Genomic DNA, 19,082 nt, shown 5'->3' on the forward strand with positions numbered 1-19,082 from the left:
TTCTTATTCAACGGGTAAAAGCCCTGCTTTAATAAACAGAGCTTCGTTCTCCATCCCAAGGTTCGATTTTCAGCTTTGTAAAGGTGACCTGCTTACCTGCGCCATAGGAGGATACACCTGTGATGATCTGATTAGCGCCCACCTGATCCGCAAACTGGGTATTCATTGCTCTGCCTGCCGGAATCAAAGCATCCTTATTTAGCAGAGTATCGTTAATCACAATATAAATGGAGCAGTTTTCATTATCTCTGTTATATTTCACAAACACCCGAAGCGTAACCGGACGGCCATTCAAAGCAGGCAGTTCGGCTTTTGGAATCCGATGATATACCTGATGATTGGAATACTCCACATACTGATCATGTTGATTGAGATTTTTCTGAAATCCCTGATTGATAATTACAAGATCCCCATTGTCCTCAAACTTCAAAATATTCCCCATTGCAGTATAGTTCGTTCTGCCTTCCTCTCCTTCACTGGTCACATTCGCAGAGCCGCCAAATTGAAAGGCGATGGATTGCAGGGTATCCGGCATAATTGATGTCAGTTCCACTGAGGCCATGTAATCCCCCTTTGCGGGTAGCTTGGTATGCTGTATAAAAGCTCCCGATTCATTTTGCAGGATAATGCTTTTCTGTTCCTTGTCATAAACGGCGGTGCTGTCTGCCACAGTATCCACCATTTCATAGTGAAAGAAATCATCGATCGTAATTTCTCGGTGAAAGGTAAGCTCACCGCTGTAGGATTGAGAATGCGTATAGACTGCGGCGCTATCCGAAACGGAAGATAGCACAATCGCGCACAGCAGAACAGCAGCAAGTATTGCATAATTTCTCATTCCTGCATTCCTCCTTACTCTGTAATAAACCCTTTCTTTTTCAGATAGGCGAGAATCGGTTTGTAGTAATACAGCATAAACGCCGGAATCAACAATAGAATCAGTCTACCTAAAACAGTATTGGCAAACAGGATGATCGCCCCCAGCCATCGGCTTCTTCCGCTGTAGCGTCCATAGACCGCATCGCGTGCTATAACTTTTTCATAGGCTCCTTTTTTCACATCGTCCGTATACTTCAAAATATCAACGGAAAGCTTTTCTCCCTTTACCGCCTTGATGCTTGCGACCTGCGGACCGTCATCCTCATGGTACAGAACACTCTGCCCGGCATGCAGTGGCTCCTGTTTGTCGATTGCATCAAAGAACGCCAGATCATTATACATAATCTGCGGCTCCATGGATTCCGTATGGAAGACAAACGGTATCACACCGAAGTAGTTGGTTTCCCGCTCCGGTGAGGATAAGGATACAAACAGCACGAACACATTGATCAGAACACCGGCCGTGATTAGTAAAACCATGGCCAGATTCACCAGTGTATCCATTCCCTTTCTGCGCTGTCTGCGTACATACTGCTCCTCGACCTCACGATATCCGTCCTCCTGAAGAACAACGATATTCACATCCTCACCCATATCCATATCCCGTTCATAAAACGGAAAATTAGTATACTGAGCAATTCGCTTCGCCCGAAAGACAACCACTAGAACACAGAGGATAATCATAATGATAAAGTACAACAGGTAGGAGCATTGCGACAGATCAAATAAATTCCCGGGTGTGCTCATCCATATACGATCACTGATCAGATGATAATAACCGCATTGCAGTCGCAGCATCCAGATGCATATCGCACCAATGATAATCACATACCGTGCATTCCTCTGACGGCTGATGAACAAAGAGGCGCTCATGGTGATCAGGGACAAAAAGATCAGATCAATCAGTCCGCATATATATAAGGGAAGCATATATGATACGACAAACGGATATTTCAGAAACATGGTCAGAAACAGCGTTGCCAAAAAACCGATGGTATAGTAGGCAATCACCTCGGACAACCGCATCAGCAGCTTGACGAGAATCATGCGATGAGGCGCATAACCGTTTTTTGCCAGAGTATACCATTTATTTTGTGAGATTTCCGCATAGGTCAGAAAATCATAATAACGGATCATGTAGGCCGTGTATAAGATAAAGGCCATAACAATATACAGGGAGAGTGTGGAAAAGTAGCTTGGCATCATCAGCTGCGGCAGCGCGGTGGATAATACGCTGCGCGTCAGGGTCTGCAGCATGAAATGCAGGGAAAAGGTTAAAAGAGCTACGATGATCCCGTAAAAGAAAATCTTGTTGCGGCTCTCTTTTCTTTCCACAAACGCCTGCTTCTGTTCCTTTGTAATTATATTATGGTTGTAAATCATGATGGTTTCTTATTTCCTTCCAGGCATTTTCCACACACAGTGGATGGCGGCGGATACTATCCGGATGCAGCTGATGCTCGGTAAGCAGTTTCCAGATGCTGTGATAGGTATCCGTTTTCTGTTCCTGATCCCAAACATATAACGTTTGATCCCGTTCCAGAACCGTATAGTCGCTGTGCGCCGTTTCTATCGCATTTCGTATAGCTGTAATATGTGCATCCTGTATAATCGTACTCAGGTGATCCCAGGTCTGCACAAAGGCTTCTACCGTTCCCGTATAGAGCAGCCTGCCATCATATAAAGGAGCGATATGCGTTGCGCAACGTTCGATCAGCTGATAGTCGAATGTGGAAAACAGCAGTGTTCGCTTCTGTTTCCGAATTTCTTCACAGATTGCGGCAATTGCCTGAAGACTGCGTTCATCGTATTCCAACCGTGCCAGATTCCAGATAATCAGTTTACTTTCCGTGAACAGTGATACAAGAAGCGTGACCACAGATCGCTCAGACGGTGTGAGATTTCCTATTACGGATAACGCGACATAGCCCATGTTCAGTTCCATGATTTTCTCCAGTATACGTTTCTGCCTGACTGCCGCATCCCCCTGCTCACGCGCTGTGATATACATCAGATACTCCAGTACATTCATATTGGTAAACAGCATATTTGTACTTCCTATATAATATACATGTGGAAGGATGGTTCTTTTTTTGCGCATCATGCCCTTTTGCGCAAGTACACAGCGTCCGTCCTTGTAGGGTCTTGCATTTGCTATAATTTCCAGCAGCAGTCGCACTTCAAACGCACTGGTGCCAAGGATGGCCCACACCTCGCCCTCCAGCGCCTCAAAGTTAATATCCGAAAACACCTGTTTTGGATCCTGCTGCGGACTCTGATAATATTCCATGGAGCCGACATGCTCCATCAGTACGCACTGAGCGCGTTTCTTCGCTTGTTCCATAGCAATCACCTAATCACTTTCCGATGTGAACCGGAAGGGTAGCTTCATCACATAAACGGCCTGTATGCGATCCGGCGTGAGGATATTGGGGTCTACAGAATTAGCGGGATTATCGCCCTTGGTACGATATCCAATCGCTCCCTTTTCCTGTACCACCTCAACAATACGGTGTGTTATAGTTACTCCGTTATCCTGAAAGGTGACAATATCTCCGACCGCAAGCTTTGCCGCGTCCTTTGGAATGCGGGAGAGGATGAGTGATTTTACAGGGATAGTCGGTACCATACTGCCGGTTTTCACTTCATATATCTGATAACCGCATACGGTCGGTACCTCTCCCCTGCTTCTTGCATCCTCCACCTGCAGCCATGTGATAAACAGAAAGGCAATGATAAGCACGCCTGCCAGATTACCAATCAGCTTGAACAGCTTTCTTCTGGCAATGCGCGTATGTGCCTTGCTGTCGAGATCATGTGCATGCTCCAGTTCGTCCAGCATTGCCTGCAGCTGTGCTTCGCTGGTATACACATCCTGCTTCATATTTCTGAATGTTCCTTACTTATTTATTGGCGGGCTTATATTCCGGCTGGTTCATACTCTGCAAGATTGCTGCATCCGTGGTCTGCGTACCGGTCACTGTTACAGAAATACCGGATAGCGTGTCTCCAGGATTCGCCTGTCCGTCATCTTTAATAGCGCCATCACTACCGATTGCCGTATCCAGCGCATCATTGCTTCCAGCCGTATCCTTCCAATAGAAACCAAGCTTATAGGTGCTGTCTTTTTCAACATTCGGAGCAAATTCACCGAGCTTCTCTAATTCAATCGTTGTACTGCCATCTGCTCTTGTTCCGCTTGCCAGTGCGACATTCTTTTCACCATCCACGCGATATAACGTGCATACAAGATCGGGCAGTGCCGCTGCATTTTTCAAATCCACCTTCAGCTTCAAATCCATCGGAACCTCGGTAACGATATGATCCTTATGATTCGTTACCTGGAAATCCCAGAATTCTTCGTTTCCCGGAGCCAGCTTTATGTTAATTTTATCCGTTGCAATAGAGTTTATATAAAACTTTTTCGCGCTTACCGTATCATTCGTTGTTCCGGCAAGTGTATCTGCATGTGTGTAAACGGCCATGGTTCCCGCAACCATGGATGTAGCGATTGTAAGTGCTAAAGCACCCATAAATAACGTTTTTTTCATTTGTCTCTTTCCTCTCTCTTCCTAATCTGCAGTAGTGCTGTGATGGTCATTGCCACATTCATCGCAAATGGTATATACCACTTGGTCTATACCATATAATACTAGGACACGAAAATAAATGCAAGCGTTTTCTTAACATTTTATGGAAATTTTCTGAAATAAAATGAAGGTTTTATTTTAATGCAGAAATTGTAAACAAGGATATTGTATTTAATTTATACATCTTGAACAAATGATAGGCGATGTATTCTGCAGAAGCTGTACTGTCATTAAATAACAAGGAGCATGAAAGCTTGGTGAATGCGTACATGGAACCGGAAAAGTTACACCCGTTTCTGATAATAAGCCGTGAAATCTATGCTAAGGTTTTTACTTGGAAAGGAGAATTGATAAAACAGTTTAAAAGAAAGAAAACATGAAGTTTCTAAATTCACAGGATAATTACTTCCTCATTTTTCCTTATTTATACTTGCACCCAAAGTGAGTAAGAATCCCTGTTATATTCGACACCTTCTTTTTTAAAATCCTTCCTTGAGAAGCTAAATTTATAAAAAATTTAAGTTGCATTCTCATAAAAGTATAGTATACTAGTAACAGTTATTATGTTTCAGGGAGGGACATGAGGAATATAGTAATGAGCGCCAGGACCTACGTGGTTGACGAGGATAACAGTTATCGAAAGATTCGGCGGGTACTGTTACGGTTATGTGTGGATCGAAAGATTTCAGACAAAAGCAAGATCATACTGCTACAAAACTGATTTCATCACACATTTATATATCATACAACTCATACAACAGAATTTTCATTTTTTTATCATGCTTTTTACGAATTTGCGTATACGTATTGCAGTACATGCGTATACAAACACATTTTTTTAGTATGCAGTTTCATCATAAAATAAACAATAACGAAAATGGAGGACAATTTATGTGTGGAATCATAGGCTATGCGGGATTATGCAATATCTCAAATAGTGTTTTAATTGAGGGTCTGGAGGCTCTGGAGTATCGAGGCTATGACTCTGCCGGAGTCGCCGTTGTACATGACGGCGAGGTTCAGGTCGTTAAGGCAAAGGGCAAGGTCAGCTTTCTAAAGAAAAAAATGGAGGCTGTAGGCTTAGCCGGCGGTCAGGTGGGAATCGCACACACGCGCTGGGCAACACATGGTGAACCGAGCGAAATCAATTCCCATCCGCATCAAAGCGGCAATACCACGCTGGTTCACAACGGTATTATCGAAAACTATAATGAGCTGAAAAAAGAACTGGAAAATGCAGGCTATACATTCAAGAGTGACACTGACAGTGAAATCGCCTGCGCGTATATCGACTACTGTTATTTTTTGAAAAAGGACAAGCAGCAGGCTCTTGCATGTGCTTATCATCATTTCCGCGGCTCCTTTGCATTTGCCATTATATTTGCGGATGAGGCGGATGTCATCTATGCCATGCGAAAGAATTCTCCGCTTGTACTTGGTGTTGCAAGTGACAAGGCATTCCTTGCAAGTGATATTTCCGCATTTCTGAAGTATACGAATAAATACCTGCTTCTGGAGCATGAAGAAATTGCCCGCTGCAGCAGTGAAGGTATTATTATCAAGACACTGGACGGTGATTTTGTGAAACGCGATATCCTTGTGACCGATTTGGATATAAAGGATATTCAAAAGGATGGCTTTGAGCATTTCATGCTGAAGGAAATTCATGAGGAGCCGGAGGTCGTTAAGAAAACGATTGATTCTTTAATGCAGGTGGATATGAAGGACCTGTTGAATACCATGCCGAATCTGGCAAAGTACAACGATATTCACATAGTTGCCTGCGGAAGTGCCATGTATGCGGGGATGATTGCAAAATCTCTGATTGAAACCAGAGCACGGATTCATGTGGACTGTGTGTGCGCCAGTGAGTATCGCTATGCAAATCCGATATTCACGGATAAGACTCTTGTTATTCTGGTATCCCAATCCGGAGAAACCGCCGATACGATTGCGGCATTGCAACTTGCGAAAGAGCACGGTGTGGATACTCTGGCAATCGTCAATGTTGTCGGCTCTACAATCGCCAGAGAGGCGAGCTTTGTTATCTATACAAAGGCAGGTCCGGAAATCTGTGTAGCGACTACAAAGGCATATTGTACACAGGTTGCCGTATTATCACTGATTGCCTGCAATCTGGCCTATGTTCATGGAAATATTGATGCAGAGGAAGCGGCACGCATTACGAAGGAACTAAAGGATTTGCCGCAGCATATGCAACAGCTGATCGATTCCGACCAGTACAAGGCATTTGCTAAAAAAATATATGAGCACAACGATGTCTTCTTTATCGGTCGCGGTCTGGATTATTCACTATCCATGGAGGGCAGTCTGAAGCTGAAGGAAATTTCCTATATCCATTCCGAGGCCTACGCTGCCGGAGAATTGAAGCATGGAACCATTTCCCTGATTGAAAAGGGAACACCGGTGATTGCACTTGCGACCGATGAGGATTTATATGAGAAAACAATCAGCAATATCAAGGAGGTTAAGGCACGCGGTGCTTATGTTGTGCTGTTAATCAGCGATGACCTTGATATCGCTTCGGATTATTATGATGATGTGCTGGTGATACCAAAGGTGGATAAGCTGATTCAGGGAATCCTGACGGTAATCCCTTTACAGCTGATGGCATATGAAATCGCCAGGCTGCGCGGGTGTGAAATTGATCAGCCGCGTAATCTGGCAAAGTCTGTCACTGTAGAATAAGGTATTTAACGTAAGATGTGCGCTTACATTCAATTTCCTGATACTACACACACGTTTGCACATCTGCGGTTAAATATAGAAAAGAGGGCATGGAAAATGCCCTTTTTATGTGCAAAATTGGATGAAGCTTTTTTTCATTATCCCCAAAGGATTGATATGCAGATATTTGCCGGTATAGGAAACCTGTCAGACTTAGAAGTCCTTCGTTCTCCTTTCAGCGAAAAGGGATCATAACGTGATTTCCGCTACGATCCCTTTTTTAGAAACAAAAAACGCAAATTTCATAATCTGCTTCCGGAAACACGCCAATTATGTGTCCGCCATTTTCCTTATAGAAGCGCTTTAATTTCTCGTTACCGTTCCAGCAATCCAGATAAACAGGCTGTTCATAGCCTTTCAGCCAGGTACAGATTGCCTTTCCTATGCCTGCTCCCTGATAATCGGGATGCACAGCAATACGGGTTGCATACGCTGCATCCTCTTCATACAGCTTTATGCAAAAGGAAGCAACCACGGTATGGTTTGACAAAAGCACATAGGTAAACGGAAGCTCCTTTATAATATCACCTTTCGACATATAGGTCCATTGGCGAATCCCCTTTGCAAGTAAGAAATCCGTACAGACATGCTGCAGGGCTGTTAAGGGCGCTGCATGCTGTGGTGATGCTTTATTAAACAACAGCTTCATTTAGCCAAGGCCGGTGATCATGCTTGCCGCTTTGACGAACACATCCAGAATAGCCTCTCTGGCATGAATCAGCGGGCCATCCAAAACACCTGACATTAACAGGAATATCATGATGAAGGATAGATACATTTCATATTGCATCAGCTTGAAATAGGTTTCCTCCTTTAAGATCCCCATTAGAATCTTGGAGCCATCCAGTGGTGGAATCGGAATCAGATTGAAAATTCCAAGACCAATATTGATGGATGCCGTTGTGCCGATTACCTGAAACAGATAATAAGTGAATTCATTTTTGTACAGCAATCCAAAGCGTATGAACAGCATATACAATATGACCATCAGAAAGCCGACGATGAAATTCATCAGCGGTCCCGCCATTGCGGTCCAGATCATACCGTCTTTCTTATTGCGGTAAAAATATGGATCCACCTGTACCGGCTTTGCCCATCCAAAGCCAAAGAAAATCAGGGACAGAGTTCCAAACGGATCCAAATGCTTTAGGGGATTTAGGGTAAGTCTGCCACGTTGCTTTTGAGAGATATCACCCAGCTTATAGGAAACAAATGCATGTGCGAATTCATGCACGGAAAGTGCAATCGCAACCGCAGGCAGTATATAGATCAGATTAGCAAAAAAACCACGAATATCCATAAACATTCCTCCAATAGAATAGTGTTAGTATATCATATTTTGAAGGAATTACAAGTTTCATAAATGTCACCCCTGCAGGAACAGCAGGTAACCCTTATCCTTGGCGCAAACCGTCTTGCCAGATATTTTTAACTGAACAGGGATTCCTGTATAGAATCCCTGTTTCTGATTACATCTGATCGATATTCCTCTTGCAGCCAAGATACGCCATCACATAATAACAGCCGTAAACAGCGAGGAAGAACAGCATACTTCCCCCCAGATAAATAAACATATTCGCACTGGCATAGGTCATCTCGAAAAGCTCATCCAGCATACGGATAATCGGAAGCAGATACACGATAGGAAGTACCAGCGGAATAATGAAATAAACCGCAATCTGCTTAGCCAGTAATGCATGAAGCTGTCTTTGATTCACCCCCATTTTATGCAGCATTGCGTAGGAATACCGCTGCCGGTGAGCATCGGAAAGCTGCTGCACGGCGAGTATGGTTGCACTGATGCAGATGAAGATAAAAGACAGATAGAACAGGGAGAAGCAGATACTGACAAAGCCCACTGCATTTTCCTCAAACCATTTCGCCTTCACACGATAGGAGGCATAGCTGTAATAGCTGTCCCCTACCTGCTCTTTGTTATCGTCAAAAAACTGGTTGACCGTATCCTGATACCAGGACACCTCGGTCTCAGGATTCGTATTCGCCACCCATTCTCGAAAATACGGCTTGGCATGCTTGACATGCTCATCCGCAACGATAAGATAATAGCCGCTGTTCCGTGTCTGTCCATATTCCGTATCATCTACACCACGTAGCTGCAGACGCTTCCCCTGCAGATGCAGAGTATGCTGTGCGCCATATTCCTGCAGGCTATCTTTGATATCTGTTGCGCATACGATCATATATTCATCAGCCTTCAGCGTTACAGACGGTTTTCCCTTTAAGGAACGAAGCTTATTGAAATCGCTTTGCTTCATATAAACAGAATGCTTTTCATCCTCGGTATAATAGCTTTTCCCCTTTACTACAGAATAGAAATCATCACGCTCTTCCTTCTGATAGTAATGAATATCCGCTGACTGATACGAAATCTTATGTTCCTGCAAATAGCTTTCAATTGATTTCATATTGAGCTTTTCACTGCTGCTTGCCATGATATCAAATGGTACAAAGCGTGCATTACTCAGCTCCTTCACCTCATTGAATTTCAATGCAATACAGAGAAACAGCAGCGTCAGCAGTGTCAGCAGTGACAGAGTCGCAAGCACCGTTCGGTTCAAACGCAAGCGACCCGCTATCTGCCCGTACAGATACATGCAGTTTCCCTTATATTTGATTTTCCTGTGACGATTCAGAAAAATCCCAAGTACTGCCGATATGCCATAAAAGAACAGATAGACGGATACGATAATAGCAAATACCCCCAGCATGAACAGCATGGAATCTGAGCTTTGGCCGTTTACCATACTTCTCAGATACTGCTGTGTCACATATAATCCTGCTACTGCCAGAAGGACAGCTGCAAGGAAGTAGAATCCGGATATATAATCCTGCTACTGCCAGAAGGACAGCTGCAAGGAAGTAGAATCCGGATAAACGAGAACCCTTTGCTGTTTTTTCATTCCTGCTCGCATTATACAGCATGGTATGAATGCTCTGCTTTTTCAAAGCAATCCCTTCCCTGATCATCTCCAGCAGATAAATACTCAGGAAGCAGAGAAATGCAGCACCGCATGCGCTCCAGGAGAAGGAAAGCTGAAATGCATATGCAAAACCAAAGATATTCAACAGTATTGCGTGCAATATCTCATAGACGAAAATACCGAGAACACAGCCGATAAAAAAACCGACAGCCCCAAGAGCCAGCTGTTCAAACAGGAACATACGGCTAACCTGTGTTCGCTTCATCCCCAAAAGCAGATACATACCAAATTCACGGCTTCGTTTCTGTAGAATAAAATTCGATATATAATAAATCAGCCAGGCGATAATCAGGGTTACCAGAATACTGACCATAATCATGATGCTTTTGATATTGTCATAGGTTGTAACCAAATCCTGCATTTCACCGGAAAAGGCAATCGCGAAAAACGCATACAGCAGTGTCATCGTAATCGTCACTGTAAAAACATAAATACTGTATTCCTTCAGACTTCGTTTCAGATTGCGAAGTGCAAGTTTAACGTACAGCATGCACATCACCACCCAGCAGCTGCATCACATCCAGTATTTTCTGAAAGAATGCTTTTCTTGTCAGGGAGCCGCGATAGATTTCATTGAAGATAGTTCCATCCTTCAAAAACAAAACACGCTTTGCATAGGATGCTGAAAACGCATCATGTGTAACCATCAGAATTGTTGCCTGAAGCTCTGTATTCATTCTCTGAAACTGTTCCATAAGCAGATAGGAGGAATGTGAATCCAGTGCACCCGTCGGCTCATCCGCCAGAATCAGACTCGGGTCATGAATCATCGCTCTTGCACAGGCACACCGCTGACGCTGACCACCGCTTACCTGATACGGATATTTTTCCAGTATATCCTGAATCTGAAGAATTTCTGCCAATGCATTTACCTGTGTATCAATCTGCTCCGCCCTTTTCTTCAAAAGAGTCAAGGGTAATGCGATATTTTCCTGCAGGGTCAGAGTATCCAGAAGATTAAAATCCTGAAAAATAAATCCCAGCTCCTTTTTACGGAATTCAGCCAGCTCATTTTCCCGCAGCTCACAAATACCGTTTCCGTTGATTTCTATATTTCCTGCGCTTACAGCATCGATGGTTGAAATGACATTCAGCAGGGTGGTTTTTCCACTGCCGCTAGCTCCCATAACCGCTGTAAACTCCTGCTTTTCAACTGCAAAGGATATATCATTCAATGCCTGTGTGATATTTCCCTGATTTCCATAAAATTTTTCCACGTGGGAAACTGTAACAACACTCATATACTTCACGTCCTCTCTCCCTGAAGTATACAAAATATGCCCAGGTAAGTGTAGGAGGTTTCCTTACAGGAATATGACAGTTCTGTAACTTTATACATGGGAGAACTCCAGACTCATCACGGTTCCCTCCTGATCTGAATCCGCATGCAGATCGATCTGCAGTGATGTACAGAGCTTTTTGCATAAATACAGACCTATGCCTGTGGAATGCGAATGAATCATTCTTCCGTTATCTCCGGTAAAGCCCTTATCGAATATTCTTGGCAAATCATGTTCCGGAATTCCAATGCCATTATCTTTTACCGTCAGCACAACATGGCGCGCATCCTTTTGTATTGCCAGACTTAAAACCGCACCCTTTTTACGCCTATATTTCACTGCGTTTTCAATCAGCTGATTCAATAGAAAAATCAGCCATTTTTCATCTGTATAGACAAGAGCATCCTGCTCGGGAAAACGAATCGACATAGAAGCCTGTGTACACAGATATTTACATTGCAGCAGTGCCTCCTGAATGCAGGAGGATAGTGATACCTGCTGGATACGAAAATCCTTTTCCACAGATTCACTTCTCGCATAAAACAGCACCTGCTCCACATAATGCTCCACGCGCTCCAGCTGCTGAAACAGCTGTCGTTTTCGTTCCCCCTGCTGATTCTCGATGGACAGCTTCATTGCTGCAATCGGTGTTTTGATTTCATGTACCCACTGCTCGACATAATCCTGATATTCCCGGCGGGAGCGCTGAACAGTACCGATTTCCTCCAGCATGGATTTATTACCCAGATACAACAGCCGCCGGTAAAATGCCTCTTCATGGTTTGCCCCTTTGGGTAGCATCTCATGCATGAGATAGCGTTTTTCCATGGAATCGATAATTGCACACAGCTCTTTTCTGCGCCTGCTTTTTCTGTGATAATCCTGAATGAAATACAATAAGAAAAACAGGAGCCACATTCCGCACAGCAAAATCGCAAGTCCTGCCGGCATTCCTAAGAAAACGAGCAGTACACACTGCAGCAGAAAAACCAGCAGCATACCGGCCATGAGAATTCCATGATCCTCCAGATATTCATGCAGCTTCATATCTGATATCCCTGCCGGTGACGTGTCACAATAAAATCCTCCACCCCCAGCTCACGCAGCTTATTGCGGATTCTGGTGACATTGACACTGAGGGCATTATCATCGATAAACAGCTTATTATCCCACAGATAGTCAATCAGATCCTCCCGCGGAATGATTTCCCCTTTATGCTGGAACATGTAATGCAGGATCTTCACCTCATTCTTTGTCAGTTCTCTTGTATTATTTTGATATTCAACACGGCTCATTGCGACATCCAGCAGAACACCATGATGTGTCAGATTCTGATCCTTCCATTCATAGGAGCGCTTCAGTAGTGCCGCAATACGGGCAAGCAGAATACTTGTATTGTATGGCTTGGTAATAAAATCATCACCGCCCATCTGCATACTGCACAGCTCATCCATATCGGTATTCCGGCTCGTCACAAAAATAATAGGAACCTTGGAAAAGCTGCGAAGCTGGGAACAAACTGTAAAGCCGTCCATCTGCGGCAGATTAATATCCAGCAGGATAATGTGTGGATCATGCGTTTTCACAAGCTCCCTGATATCCTCCTGCATATTCCAGCAAATCGCCTCATACCCCTGTTTCTGCAGCAGCATCTGCAGCTCTCTGCAGATTGCCTCATCATCTTCAATTATTAAAATCGTATACATACGCATTTCCTCTCTTTTCTGTTTCATATAGGAACAACAGCTTTATAACACCTAAAATGAAATGGAGGCATTTCATTTTTCATCCTTGGGATGCTATAAGCCTCTAACTCATTATACAATAGCCGCAAGGAAAAAGAAAAGATGACCGCAGTCATCTTTCAATACTGTAAGAACTAAGCGTCCCCATAGGCCTTGTTCACTAATAGATGTATTCCACTGTATATGATGGAAATCACCGTCCAGATACAGGTGGATACCAGTGCTCCGAATGTATCCAGATACACATCACTCATCGATGATGTGCGGCCGGTAAATTTCTGATGATATTCATCCCCGAAAGCAAAGCAGAAGCAGATACCAACAGTAAGCAGAAAACGCCAGAATTTATTAACTCCCAAAATCGCCAGTGTGATATAAATACCGGCAGCCAGTGTAAAGTAAATGGAAAAGTGGGCAAGCTTTCTGATATTGGCATTCCAGTCACTGCCATAGGGAGAGTGCAGAATAACGAAGTACTTGATGCGTTCACTTAATGCTATTCCCTCTTCGGTGGTTTCCAGTCTGGTATTCACCTGTTCCTTGATTTTTTCCGTTACAATCTCACTTCGTGCATTGGACATCTGTCCGTCCTCTGCCGATAACGAGTAGATTGCAAACATAACGGAACCGCAGACCCCCAGAAAAATCAATGCACAGAGAATGCGGATTCCCATGTTCTTTTTCTTCTTCATACGCTCACCACCTTGTTGCCTTATTGTAAAACAAAACAGATGCATACGCAAGACATGCAGTTAAATATAACAAAAATTTAAGATATACCGTTGATCTGATTTTTCAGTATGCCTTACCTACTTCATTCCTTCAACATGATCTGTATGATGCTTTACCAGCCTGTCTGGTTACATTGTGGAGGCATCCACCTTATCCCTTATGTTCAAGCATAACTCCCCTATCTGATACGAATCAGATCAGATTTAAAAGCAATGCAGAAAAAAAAATACGTCCTTTAGGAAATCGGACGTATTTTTCATTCCATATATTTGATCCCTTACATACTGTTTATCTGCAGCTTATTTTGTTTTCTCGATGATTTCAATGAAGCTGTCTGCCTTCAGACTTGCGCCACCGATCAGTGCACCATCGATATCCGGCTGCGCCATGTATTCAACGATGTTGTTAGGCTTAACAGATCCACCATACTGTACACGAACATTTTCAGCAGCCTCGTCACCATACATAACACGTACCTGGTCACGAACGATACGGCAGCAGTTTTCTGCGATTTCCACAGAAGCGCTCTTTCCTGTTCCGATTGCCCAGATTGGCTCGTAAGCGATTACCATGTTTCCAACACATTTTGGACACATATCCGCAAGAGAACCAGTCAGCTGATCACGGATTACTTTTTCAGAATCTCCGGCATCATACTGAGCCTCTGTTTCACCGATACACAGAATTGGTGTAATACCGGCATCGATCAGGCGTTTTGCCTTTTTGTTTACAGTTTCGTCTGTGTCATTGAACATTTCACGACGCTCAGAATGTCCGATGATACAGTGTGTAACACCAACCTCCTGCAGCATAGGTACAGAAATTTCACCAGTGAAGGCTCCACTGTCTTCCCAGTGGCAGTTTTCTGCAGCGATTACCAGGTTTTTCGCACCGGCAACAGCAGCAGACAGTGCCGTGTAAGGAGCACCAATACCGAATACGGCATTTTCACTTGCGGCAGCAGCATCTACAGCTTCCATGAATTCCTTTGTTTCCTTCATGGTTTTGTTCATTTTCCAGTTTCCAACAATAATTGGTTTTCTCATGTCTCGTTCTCCTATTTTCGTTTTTTTCTTATTTATCTGCGATTACAGCGATTCCAGGCAGGACTTTCCCTTCCATATATTCCAGAGAAGCTCCGCCACCTGTGGAAATGTGAGAGAATTTTTCTGCGAATCCCAGCTGAATTGCAGCAGCAGCACTGTCTCCGCCACCGATTACAGTCGTAGCTCCTGGCAGCTCGGAAATAGCAGTACATACTTCCAGTGTACCCTTCGCAAACGGTGCCATTTCAAAAACACCCATAGGCCCGTTCCATACAACGGTTTTTGCACCGGCAAGTGCTTCCTTGTACAGCTCGATAGATTTCGGACCGATATCCAGACCCATGTAGTCTGCAGGAATGCTGTCATTGTCAGCAATCACTGTGTTTGCATCCTCTGCAAATTTGTCAGCACATACGTGGTCAACAGGCAGGATCAGCTTGCCCTCTGCTTTTTCGATGTATTCCTTTGCAAGCTCCACCTTGTCTTCTTCAACAAGAGACTTACCAACATTGCAGCCCATAGCCTTCAGGAAGGTATAAGCCATACCGCCACCGATCAGGACCTTGTCAGCCTTTTTCAGCAGGTTGTCCACAACAGCAATCTTATCGGAAACCTTAGCTCCGCCGATGATTGCGACAAACGGACGCTCAGGAGTATCCACAGCAGCTCCCAGCATCTTCACTTCTTTTTCTACCAGGAAGCCCAGCGCATTCGGCAGAATGGATGCGATACCTGCAGTGGAAGCATGTGCACGGTGAACGCTCCCGAATGCATCCTCAACAAACAGGTCACCCAGCTTTGCCCAGTAAGCAGCCAGCTCCGGATCATTTTTGCTTTCGCCTTTTTCATAACGAGTATTCTGCATAACGACGATTTCACCGTCATTCAGTGCAGCAACTGCATTTTCCAGTTCTTCACCACGTGTAACCGGAACGAAAGTCACCTTCGTATCAACCAGTTCATTTAAACGCTCAGCTACACAGCGCAGATCGTTCTTTGCTTTATCTTCTTCTGTCTTCACCTTTCCAAGGTGGGACATCAAAATAATCTTTGCGTTGTTTTCCACTAAATATTTGATGGTTGGCAGAGCCTGAATAATACGGTTGTCGTTTGTAATCTTGCCATCTTTTCTAGGAACGTTGAAATCGCAGCGTACGATGACACGTTTTCCAGCAACATCTAAATCTTTTACAGTTCTTTTGGCCATAGTAAAATTCCTCCTTATGTATCGGCTTTATTATACCACCAAGAGCCTTTTTCGTAAACGAAATTTCACTTTTTGCGAAAAAAATCACAATTCTGGATATTTTCAAGAAAATCATATAGAAGCTGCGGTTTTCTGTGTTTTTAGGACAACATTTATAGTATAATGTGAATACGAGCTACCATACAGTAAGGAGCATTCTATGGATACGATAAAGGAAACCATGCAGGATCTCATGGATATCATAAAAAGATCCAAAAACAGCGATATGGAAGAGGAGTACCGCTGTTCCGTAATGCTTTTGAATCTGGGTAACCAGCAGCAGGACAGCTATGCCCTTGCATTTGCCCACGCCTATCTTGCGGATTATTACATTCTGACCAGACAGCAGGACATTTGTCTTCAGCATCTGCACGAGGCGATTTCCTGTTCGGAAGAAAACCATTATGACGATCTGCTGCTTATGTGCTACACGATTGCCGGATTGTATTACAACTCGCATTTTGATGAAATCAGCGCCGTTCAGTATTATATGAAAGCCTATCATATTGCTCTGGAACAGAATAATCTGCATGAACAGATGGTGATTCTCAACAATCTCTGTGTTCTGTTTATGCAGAAGAACGATACGGTTGAAGCCCTGCGCTATATCCGCAATGCCTATGAGGTGTTTCTAAAGCAGCAGACACCGCCCGAAGATCATGCACAGCTGATTGTTATTCTCAACCTTGTGGAGCTGTATATCCGCAACGGCCAGCTGAATGAGGCCGTGAATATATATGCTGCCTATGGACCGCTGCTGCATGAGGGGCAGGCAAAGGGTCTTCGTCTGCATGTGGCTCTGCTGTGTGAGCTGTTTCTAGCGGACGCCTTTCATCGAAGCGATGAGATACAGAAAATTGCGGATTACTTTGCTTCCGCCAAGCTGCATCATCATCTCAACCGCAGTATGTATTTTGCTTTCTATAATGATATCTTTGACATCCTGCTGAACATAAAGGATAAAAAGCGCTGTGAACAGTTCCTGCAGTATATGGGGGAAATCTGTCTGGAGGATGACATCGAACAGCAGCTGCAGCTGCACCTGAGCTGGATCAACTTCGCAGAGGTGTTTCATATGGAGGATACGCTCATCAATTCCTATAAGCAGTATTATCTGCTGCAGAAAATGGTGGTGAATGTCACCAACAAGACCAAGGCGGAAAGTATGAAGGAAAAGATTTTGATGGAGCATATGCTGGAGGAACAGGAGCGCATAGTCCGTGAGAAAAATGTGCTGGAGGCGCGCGTGAAAATCGATGGACTTACCGGCCTGTTCAATCGCAGCTATTTCAATACCCTGTGCGATGTCATGCAGAACAATCCGGATGTTAAAGCCATCGGTATCATCCTGGTTGATGTTGACTATTTCAAGGAGTACAATGATCTGTATGGACATTACAAGGGGGATGAGCTGTTGCGCAGGGTTGCCTTGTGTCTGGATGAAAACGGTGACTCCCGTTTCTTTGCGGCACGCTACGGCGGCGATGAATTCATCTGTCTGTGCGTCAATACAGAAAAAGAAGAAATTGAAAGCTACCTGAAAAGGGTCTATGAGGATTTAAGGCTGGCTCATATCGAGCATGCCACATCCCCTGCAGCTTCTCTTGCTACATTGTCCATCGGATATTCCCTGTTTGACAATGATGAAGGCTTTGATTTGGAAACTGCGATCACGATGGCGGATACGGCACTTTATCAGGCAAAGAACAGCGGAAGAAACCGGCACAGCTGCTGCCTATAGACGATGTAAAAATAACCGCTGCATGAATGGCGGTTTTTTACGATACAGACGGCAAAGCTTCCTATATAATCAGGTATATATTTCATAAGGAAAGGAAGTGCGGATTTATGATAGAGTCACGTTGCGGAATCAAATGCGGAAGCTGTACATACAAGGAGCAGATGGGCTGTGCAGGCTGCCTGTATATACAAAAGCCGTTTTGGGGAGAGAGCTGCCCGGTTAAGAGCTGTGTGGAAGAAAAACAGCTGCAGCACTGCGGGGAGTGCGGGATGTTTCCATGCGAGCTTGCAAAGGCATTTGCCTATGATGAAAAGCAGGGGGATGGTGGAAAACGTCTGGAAACCTGCCGCTGCTGGAAGAAGGAAGGTATTGCGGGCTAATGGATGCGGAACGTATCAAAGCCACATTGCAGGCAAAGCTGGGCGTCGAGATGGATTTCAAGCTGGAATGGGATGCATTTCGTTTTCTGCTTTTTGGTAAAATGTTCGCCATGCTGGGGTACAATAAACAGCAGGAAAAGATTCTGACGCTGAAGCTTCCGCCACAGGAGGGAGCCTGGTATCGGGATGAATATGCGTTTATAACGGAAGGCTATTATATGAATAAGGTACATTGGATCAGTGTACGCTATGAGCTGGCTTCTAAAGAACTGATGGAGGAGCTTATGGAGAAGAGCTATGCGAATTTTCTGCAGCGGCTGACAAGGAAGCAGCAACAGCAGCTTGCAAGTGAGGACAGCATTGCCAGACACCCGGATATTTCTTATTAGGAATATCCTTTTTATTTCCCATACTGTATACAGCACAAGGACTGCGAATCCCTAACCCCGTTTACCCCACATATTGCGACAACTTCCTTGGTATATGCAGATCAGCTGCTTTTCATTTTCTTTATGCCCTTGTCGAACATACATACAGTGCATAGCATACCAGTGCGCTGTGTACCCAAATGCCGTGCCTGCCCTTACGAGCAGTTATCATAATTCTTCAGCGGCCAAACTCCGGGAGTGTCTTCCCGATATAGAAGATAGCGTAGCTGCCCTACATCTTCACCTGATTTTCCTTTATGCCAGT

At 44.2% G+C, this 19,082-nt stretch carries 19 protein-coding genes; 4 read left to right on the top strand and 15 right to left on the bottom strand.

From position 1 onward, the window contains the following. Window positions 1–28 precede the first annotated feature (28 nt). From ACESPQ_RS17730 to ACESPQ_RS17750, 5 genes are read right to left on the bottom strand one after another with little or no spacing between them, the layout of a single operon-like run. On the bottom strand, window positions 29–838 hold the full coding sequence (locus tag ACESPQ_RS17730) for a hypothetical protein (RefSeq protein WP_002607320.1): 810 nt from the start codon (window positions 836–838) through the stop codon (window positions 29–31). 14 nt (window positions 839–852) lie between these two features. After that, window positions 853–2,262 carry a hypothetical protein gene (locus ACESPQ_RS17735; RefSeq protein ID WP_118001798.1) on the bottom strand — a complete coding sequence of 470 codons (1,410 nt, stop codon included), beginning with the start codon at window positions 2,260–2,262 and terminating at the stop codon, window positions 853–855. Further along, window positions 2,246–3,223: a hypothetical protein gene (locus ACESPQ_RS17740; protein ID WP_257327991.1), complete on the bottom strand. Its 978-nt coding sequence runs from the start codon at window positions 3,221–3,223 to the stop codon at window positions 2,246–2,248. Before ACESPQ_RS17740 ends, ACESPQ_RS17735 begins: the two co-directional genes overlap by 17 nt. Window positions 3,224–3,232: 9 nt before the next feature. Then, a complete protein-coding gene (locus tag ACESPQ_RS17745) occupies window positions 3,233–3,763 on the bottom strand; it encodes a signal peptidase I (RefSeq protein ID WP_118001796.1) in 531 nt (176 codons plus the stop codon). A gap of 19 nt (window positions 3,764–3,782) precedes the next feature. After that, window positions 3,783–4,430: a hypothetical protein gene (locus ACESPQ_RS17750; RefSeq protein WP_373144641.1), complete on the bottom strand. Its 648-nt coding sequence runs from the start codon at window positions 4,428–4,430 to the stop codon at window positions 3,783–3,785. A gap of 930 nt (window positions 4,431–5,360) precedes the next feature. Between ACESPQ_RS17750 and glmS the strand changes: the two genes are divergently transcribed. Further along, entirely contained in the window at window positions 5,361–7,178 is a 1,818-nt protein-coding gene (gene glmS / locus ACESPQ_RS17755) for a glutamine--fructose-6-phosphate transaminase (isomerizing) (RefSeq protein WP_002607314.1), read from the top strand. A 259-nt stretch (window positions 7,179–7,437) separates the two neighbouring features. Here the strand turns inward: glmS and ACESPQ_RS17760 are convergent, their stop codons facing one another. From ACESPQ_RS17760 to pgk, 10 genes are all read right to left on the bottom strand, one after another. Then, window positions 7,438–7,866: a GNAT family N-acetyltransferase gene (locus tag ACESPQ_RS17760; RefSeq protein ID WP_373144642.1), complete on the bottom strand. Its 429-nt coding sequence runs from the start codon at window positions 7,864–7,866 to the stop codon at window positions 7,438–7,440. Beyond that, entirely contained in the window at window positions 7,867–8,517 is a 651-nt protein-coding gene (locus ACESPQ_RS17765) for a site-2 protease family protein (protein WP_002607312.1), read from the bottom strand. Window positions 8,518–8,686: 169 nt separating this feature from the next. Then, complete coding sequence (locus tag ACESPQ_RS17770) at window positions 8,687–9,955, bottom strand: ABC transporter permease (protein ID WP_373144658.1); 1,269 nt, start codon at window positions 9,953–9,955, stop codon at window positions 8,687–8,689. Further along, on the bottom strand, window positions 9,843–10,709 hold the full coding sequence (locus ACESPQ_RS17775) for an ABC transporter permease (protein WP_373144643.1): 867 nt from the start codon (window positions 10,707–10,709) through the stop codon (window positions 9,843–9,845). The genes ACESPQ_RS17770 and ACESPQ_RS17775 overlap by 113 nt, the downstream gene beginning before the upstream one ends. Beyond that, the gene (locus ACESPQ_RS17780) at window positions 10,696–11,460 is read right to left on the bottom strand and encodes an ABC transporter ATP-binding protein (protein ID WP_002607310.1); all 765 of its coding nucleotides are present in this window, start codon (window positions 11,458–11,460) and stop codon (window positions 10,696–10,698) included. The genes ACESPQ_RS17775 and ACESPQ_RS17780 overlap by 14 nt, the downstream gene beginning before the upstream one ends. A 90-nt stretch (window positions 11,461–11,550) precedes the next feature. Further along, window positions 11,551–12,546: a sensor histidine kinase gene (locus tag ACESPQ_RS17785; protein WP_373144645.1), complete on the bottom strand. Its 996-nt coding sequence runs from the start codon at window positions 12,544–12,546 to the stop codon at window positions 11,551–11,553. Next, window positions 12,543–13,205, bottom strand: coding sequence for a response regulator transcription factor (locus ACESPQ_RS17790; RefSeq protein WP_002607308.1), 663 nt, complete (start codon window positions 13,203–13,205; stop codon window positions 12,543–12,545). The genes ACESPQ_RS17785 and ACESPQ_RS17790 overlap by 4 nt, the downstream gene beginning before the upstream one ends. A gap of 173 nt (window positions 13,206–13,378) precedes the next feature. Beyond that, window positions 13,379–13,936 carry a VanZ family protein gene (locus tag ACESPQ_RS17795; protein WP_002607307.1) on the bottom strand — a complete coding sequence of 186 codons (558 nt, stop codon included), beginning with the start codon at window positions 13,934–13,936 and terminating at the stop codon, window positions 13,379–13,381. A gap of 339 nt (window positions 13,937–14,275) precedes the next feature. Continuing rightward, window positions 14,276–15,022, bottom strand: a complete 747-nt coding sequence (gene tpiA, locus ACESPQ_RS17800; protein ID WP_002607306.1) for a triose-phosphate isomerase — start codon at window positions 15,020–15,022, stop codon at window positions 14,276–14,278. 28 nt (window positions 15,023–15,050) lie between these two features. Then, window positions 15,051–16,229 carry a phosphoglycerate kinase gene (pgk, locus tag ACESPQ_RS17805; protein WP_008818518.1) on the bottom strand — a complete coding sequence of 393 codons (1,179 nt, stop codon included), beginning with the start codon at window positions 16,227–16,229 and terminating at the stop codon, window positions 15,051–15,053. A gap of 199 nt (window positions 16,230–16,428) precedes the next feature. Here pgk and ACESPQ_RS17810 point away from each other — a divergent pair, with 199 nt between their 5' ends. The 3 genes from ACESPQ_RS17810 (at window position 16,429) to ACESPQ_RS17820 (ending at window position 18,778) form a co-directional block, all read left to right on the top strand. Beyond that, window positions 16,429–18,009, top strand: a complete 1,581-nt coding sequence (locus ACESPQ_RS17810; RefSeq protein WP_002607304.1) for a GGDEF domain-containing protein — start codon at window positions 16,429–16,431, stop codon at window positions 18,007–18,009. A 107-nt stretch (window positions 18,010–18,116) separates the two neighbouring features. Beyond that, a complete protein-coding gene (locus ACESPQ_RS17815; RefSeq protein ID WP_002607303.1) occupies window positions 18,117–18,389 on the top strand; it encodes a DUF3795 domain-containing protein in 273 nt (90 codons plus the stop codon). Next, window positions 18,389–18,778 carry an MmcQ/YjbR family DNA-binding protein gene (locus ACESPQ_RS17820; RefSeq protein ID WP_118001790.1) on the top strand — a complete coding sequence of 130 codons (390 nt, stop codon included), beginning with the start codon at window positions 18,389–18,391 and terminating at the stop codon, window positions 18,776–18,778. The genes ACESPQ_RS17815 and ACESPQ_RS17820 overlap by 1 nt, the downstream gene beginning before the upstream one ends. The last annotated feature ends 304 nt before the right edge of the window (window positions 18,779–19,082 follow it).

The sequence above is a fragment of the Clostridium sp. HGF2 genome, assembly GCF_964240115.1.
Classification (GTDB): Bacteria; Bacillota_I; Bacilli_A; order Erysipelotrichales; family Erysipelotrichaceae; genus Clostridium_AQ; species Clostridium_AQ innocuum.

Bases quoted from the DNA above. Each gene is read 5' to 3' on its own strand.
- ACESPQ_RS17730 (WP_002607320.1), bottom strand. From the start codon at position 838: ATGAGAAATTATGCAATACTTGCTGCTGTTCTGCTGTGCGCGATTGTG.
- ACESPQ_RS17735 (WP_118001798.1), bottom strand. From the start codon at position 2,262: ATGATTTACAACCATAATATAATTACAAAGGAACAGAAGCAGGCGTTT.
- ACESPQ_RS17740 (WP_257327991.1), bottom strand. From the start codon at position 3,223: ATGGAACAAGCGAAGAAACGCGCTCAGTGCGTACTGATGGAGCATGTC.
- ACESPQ_RS17745 (WP_118001796.1), bottom strand. From the start codon at position 3,763: ATGAAGCAGGATGTGTATACCAGCGAAGCACAGCTGCAGGCAATGCTG.
- ACESPQ_RS17750 (WP_373144641.1), bottom strand. From the start codon at position 4,430: ATGAAAAAAACGTTATTTATGGGTGCTTTAGCACTTACAATCGCTACA.
- glmS (WP_002607314.1), top strand. From the start codon at position 5,361: ATGTGTGGAATCATAGGCTATGCGGGATTATGCAATATCTCAAATAGT.
- ACESPQ_RS17760 (WP_373144642.1), bottom strand. From the start codon at position 7,866: ATGAAGCTGTTGTTTAATAAAGCATCACCACAGCATGCAGCGCCCTTA.
- ACESPQ_RS17765 (WP_002607312.1), bottom strand. From the start codon at position 8,517: ATGGATATTCGTGGTTTTTTTGCTAATCTGATCTATATACTGCCTGCG.
- ACESPQ_RS17770 (WP_373144658.1), bottom strand. From the start codon at position 9,955: ATGCTGTTCATGCTGGGGGTATTTGCTATTATCGTATCCGTCTATCTG.
- ACESPQ_RS17775 (WP_373144643.1), bottom strand. From the start codon at position 10,709: ATGCTGTACGTTAAACTTGCACTTCGCAATCTGAAACGAAGTCTGAAG.
- ACESPQ_RS17780 (WP_002607310.1), bottom strand. From the start codon at position 11,460: ATGAGTGTTGTTACAGTTTCCCACGTGGAAAAATTTTATGGAAATCAG.
- ACESPQ_RS17785 (WP_373144645.1), bottom strand. From the start codon at position 12,546: ATGAAGCTGCATGAATATCTGGAGGATCATGGAATTCTCATGGCCGGT.
- ACESPQ_RS17790 (WP_002607308.1), bottom strand. From the start codon at position 13,205: ATGTATACGATTTTAATAATTGAAGATGATGAGGCAATCTGCAGAGAG.
- ACESPQ_RS17795 (WP_002607307.1), bottom strand. From the start codon at position 13,936: ATGAAGAAGAAAAAGAACATGGGAATCCGCATTCTCTGTGCATTGATT.
- tpiA (WP_002607306.1), bottom strand. From the start codon at position 15,022: ATGAGAAAACCAATTATTGTTGGAAACTGGAAAATGAACAAAACCATG.
- pgk (WP_008818518.1), bottom strand. From the start codon at position 16,229: ATGGCCAAAAGAACTGTAAAAGATTTAGATGTTGCTGGAAAACGTGTC.
- ACESPQ_RS17810 (WP_002607304.1), top strand. From the start codon at position 16,429: ATGGATACGATAAAGGAAACCATGCAGGATCTCATGGATATCATAAAA.
- ACESPQ_RS17815 (WP_002607303.1), top strand. From the start codon at position 18,117: ATGATAGAGTCACGTTGCGGAATCAAATGCGGAAGCTGTACATACAAG.
- ACESPQ_RS17820 (WP_118001790.1), top strand. From the start codon at position 18,389: ATGGATGCGGAACGTATCAAAGCCACATTGCAGGCAAAGCTGGGCGTC.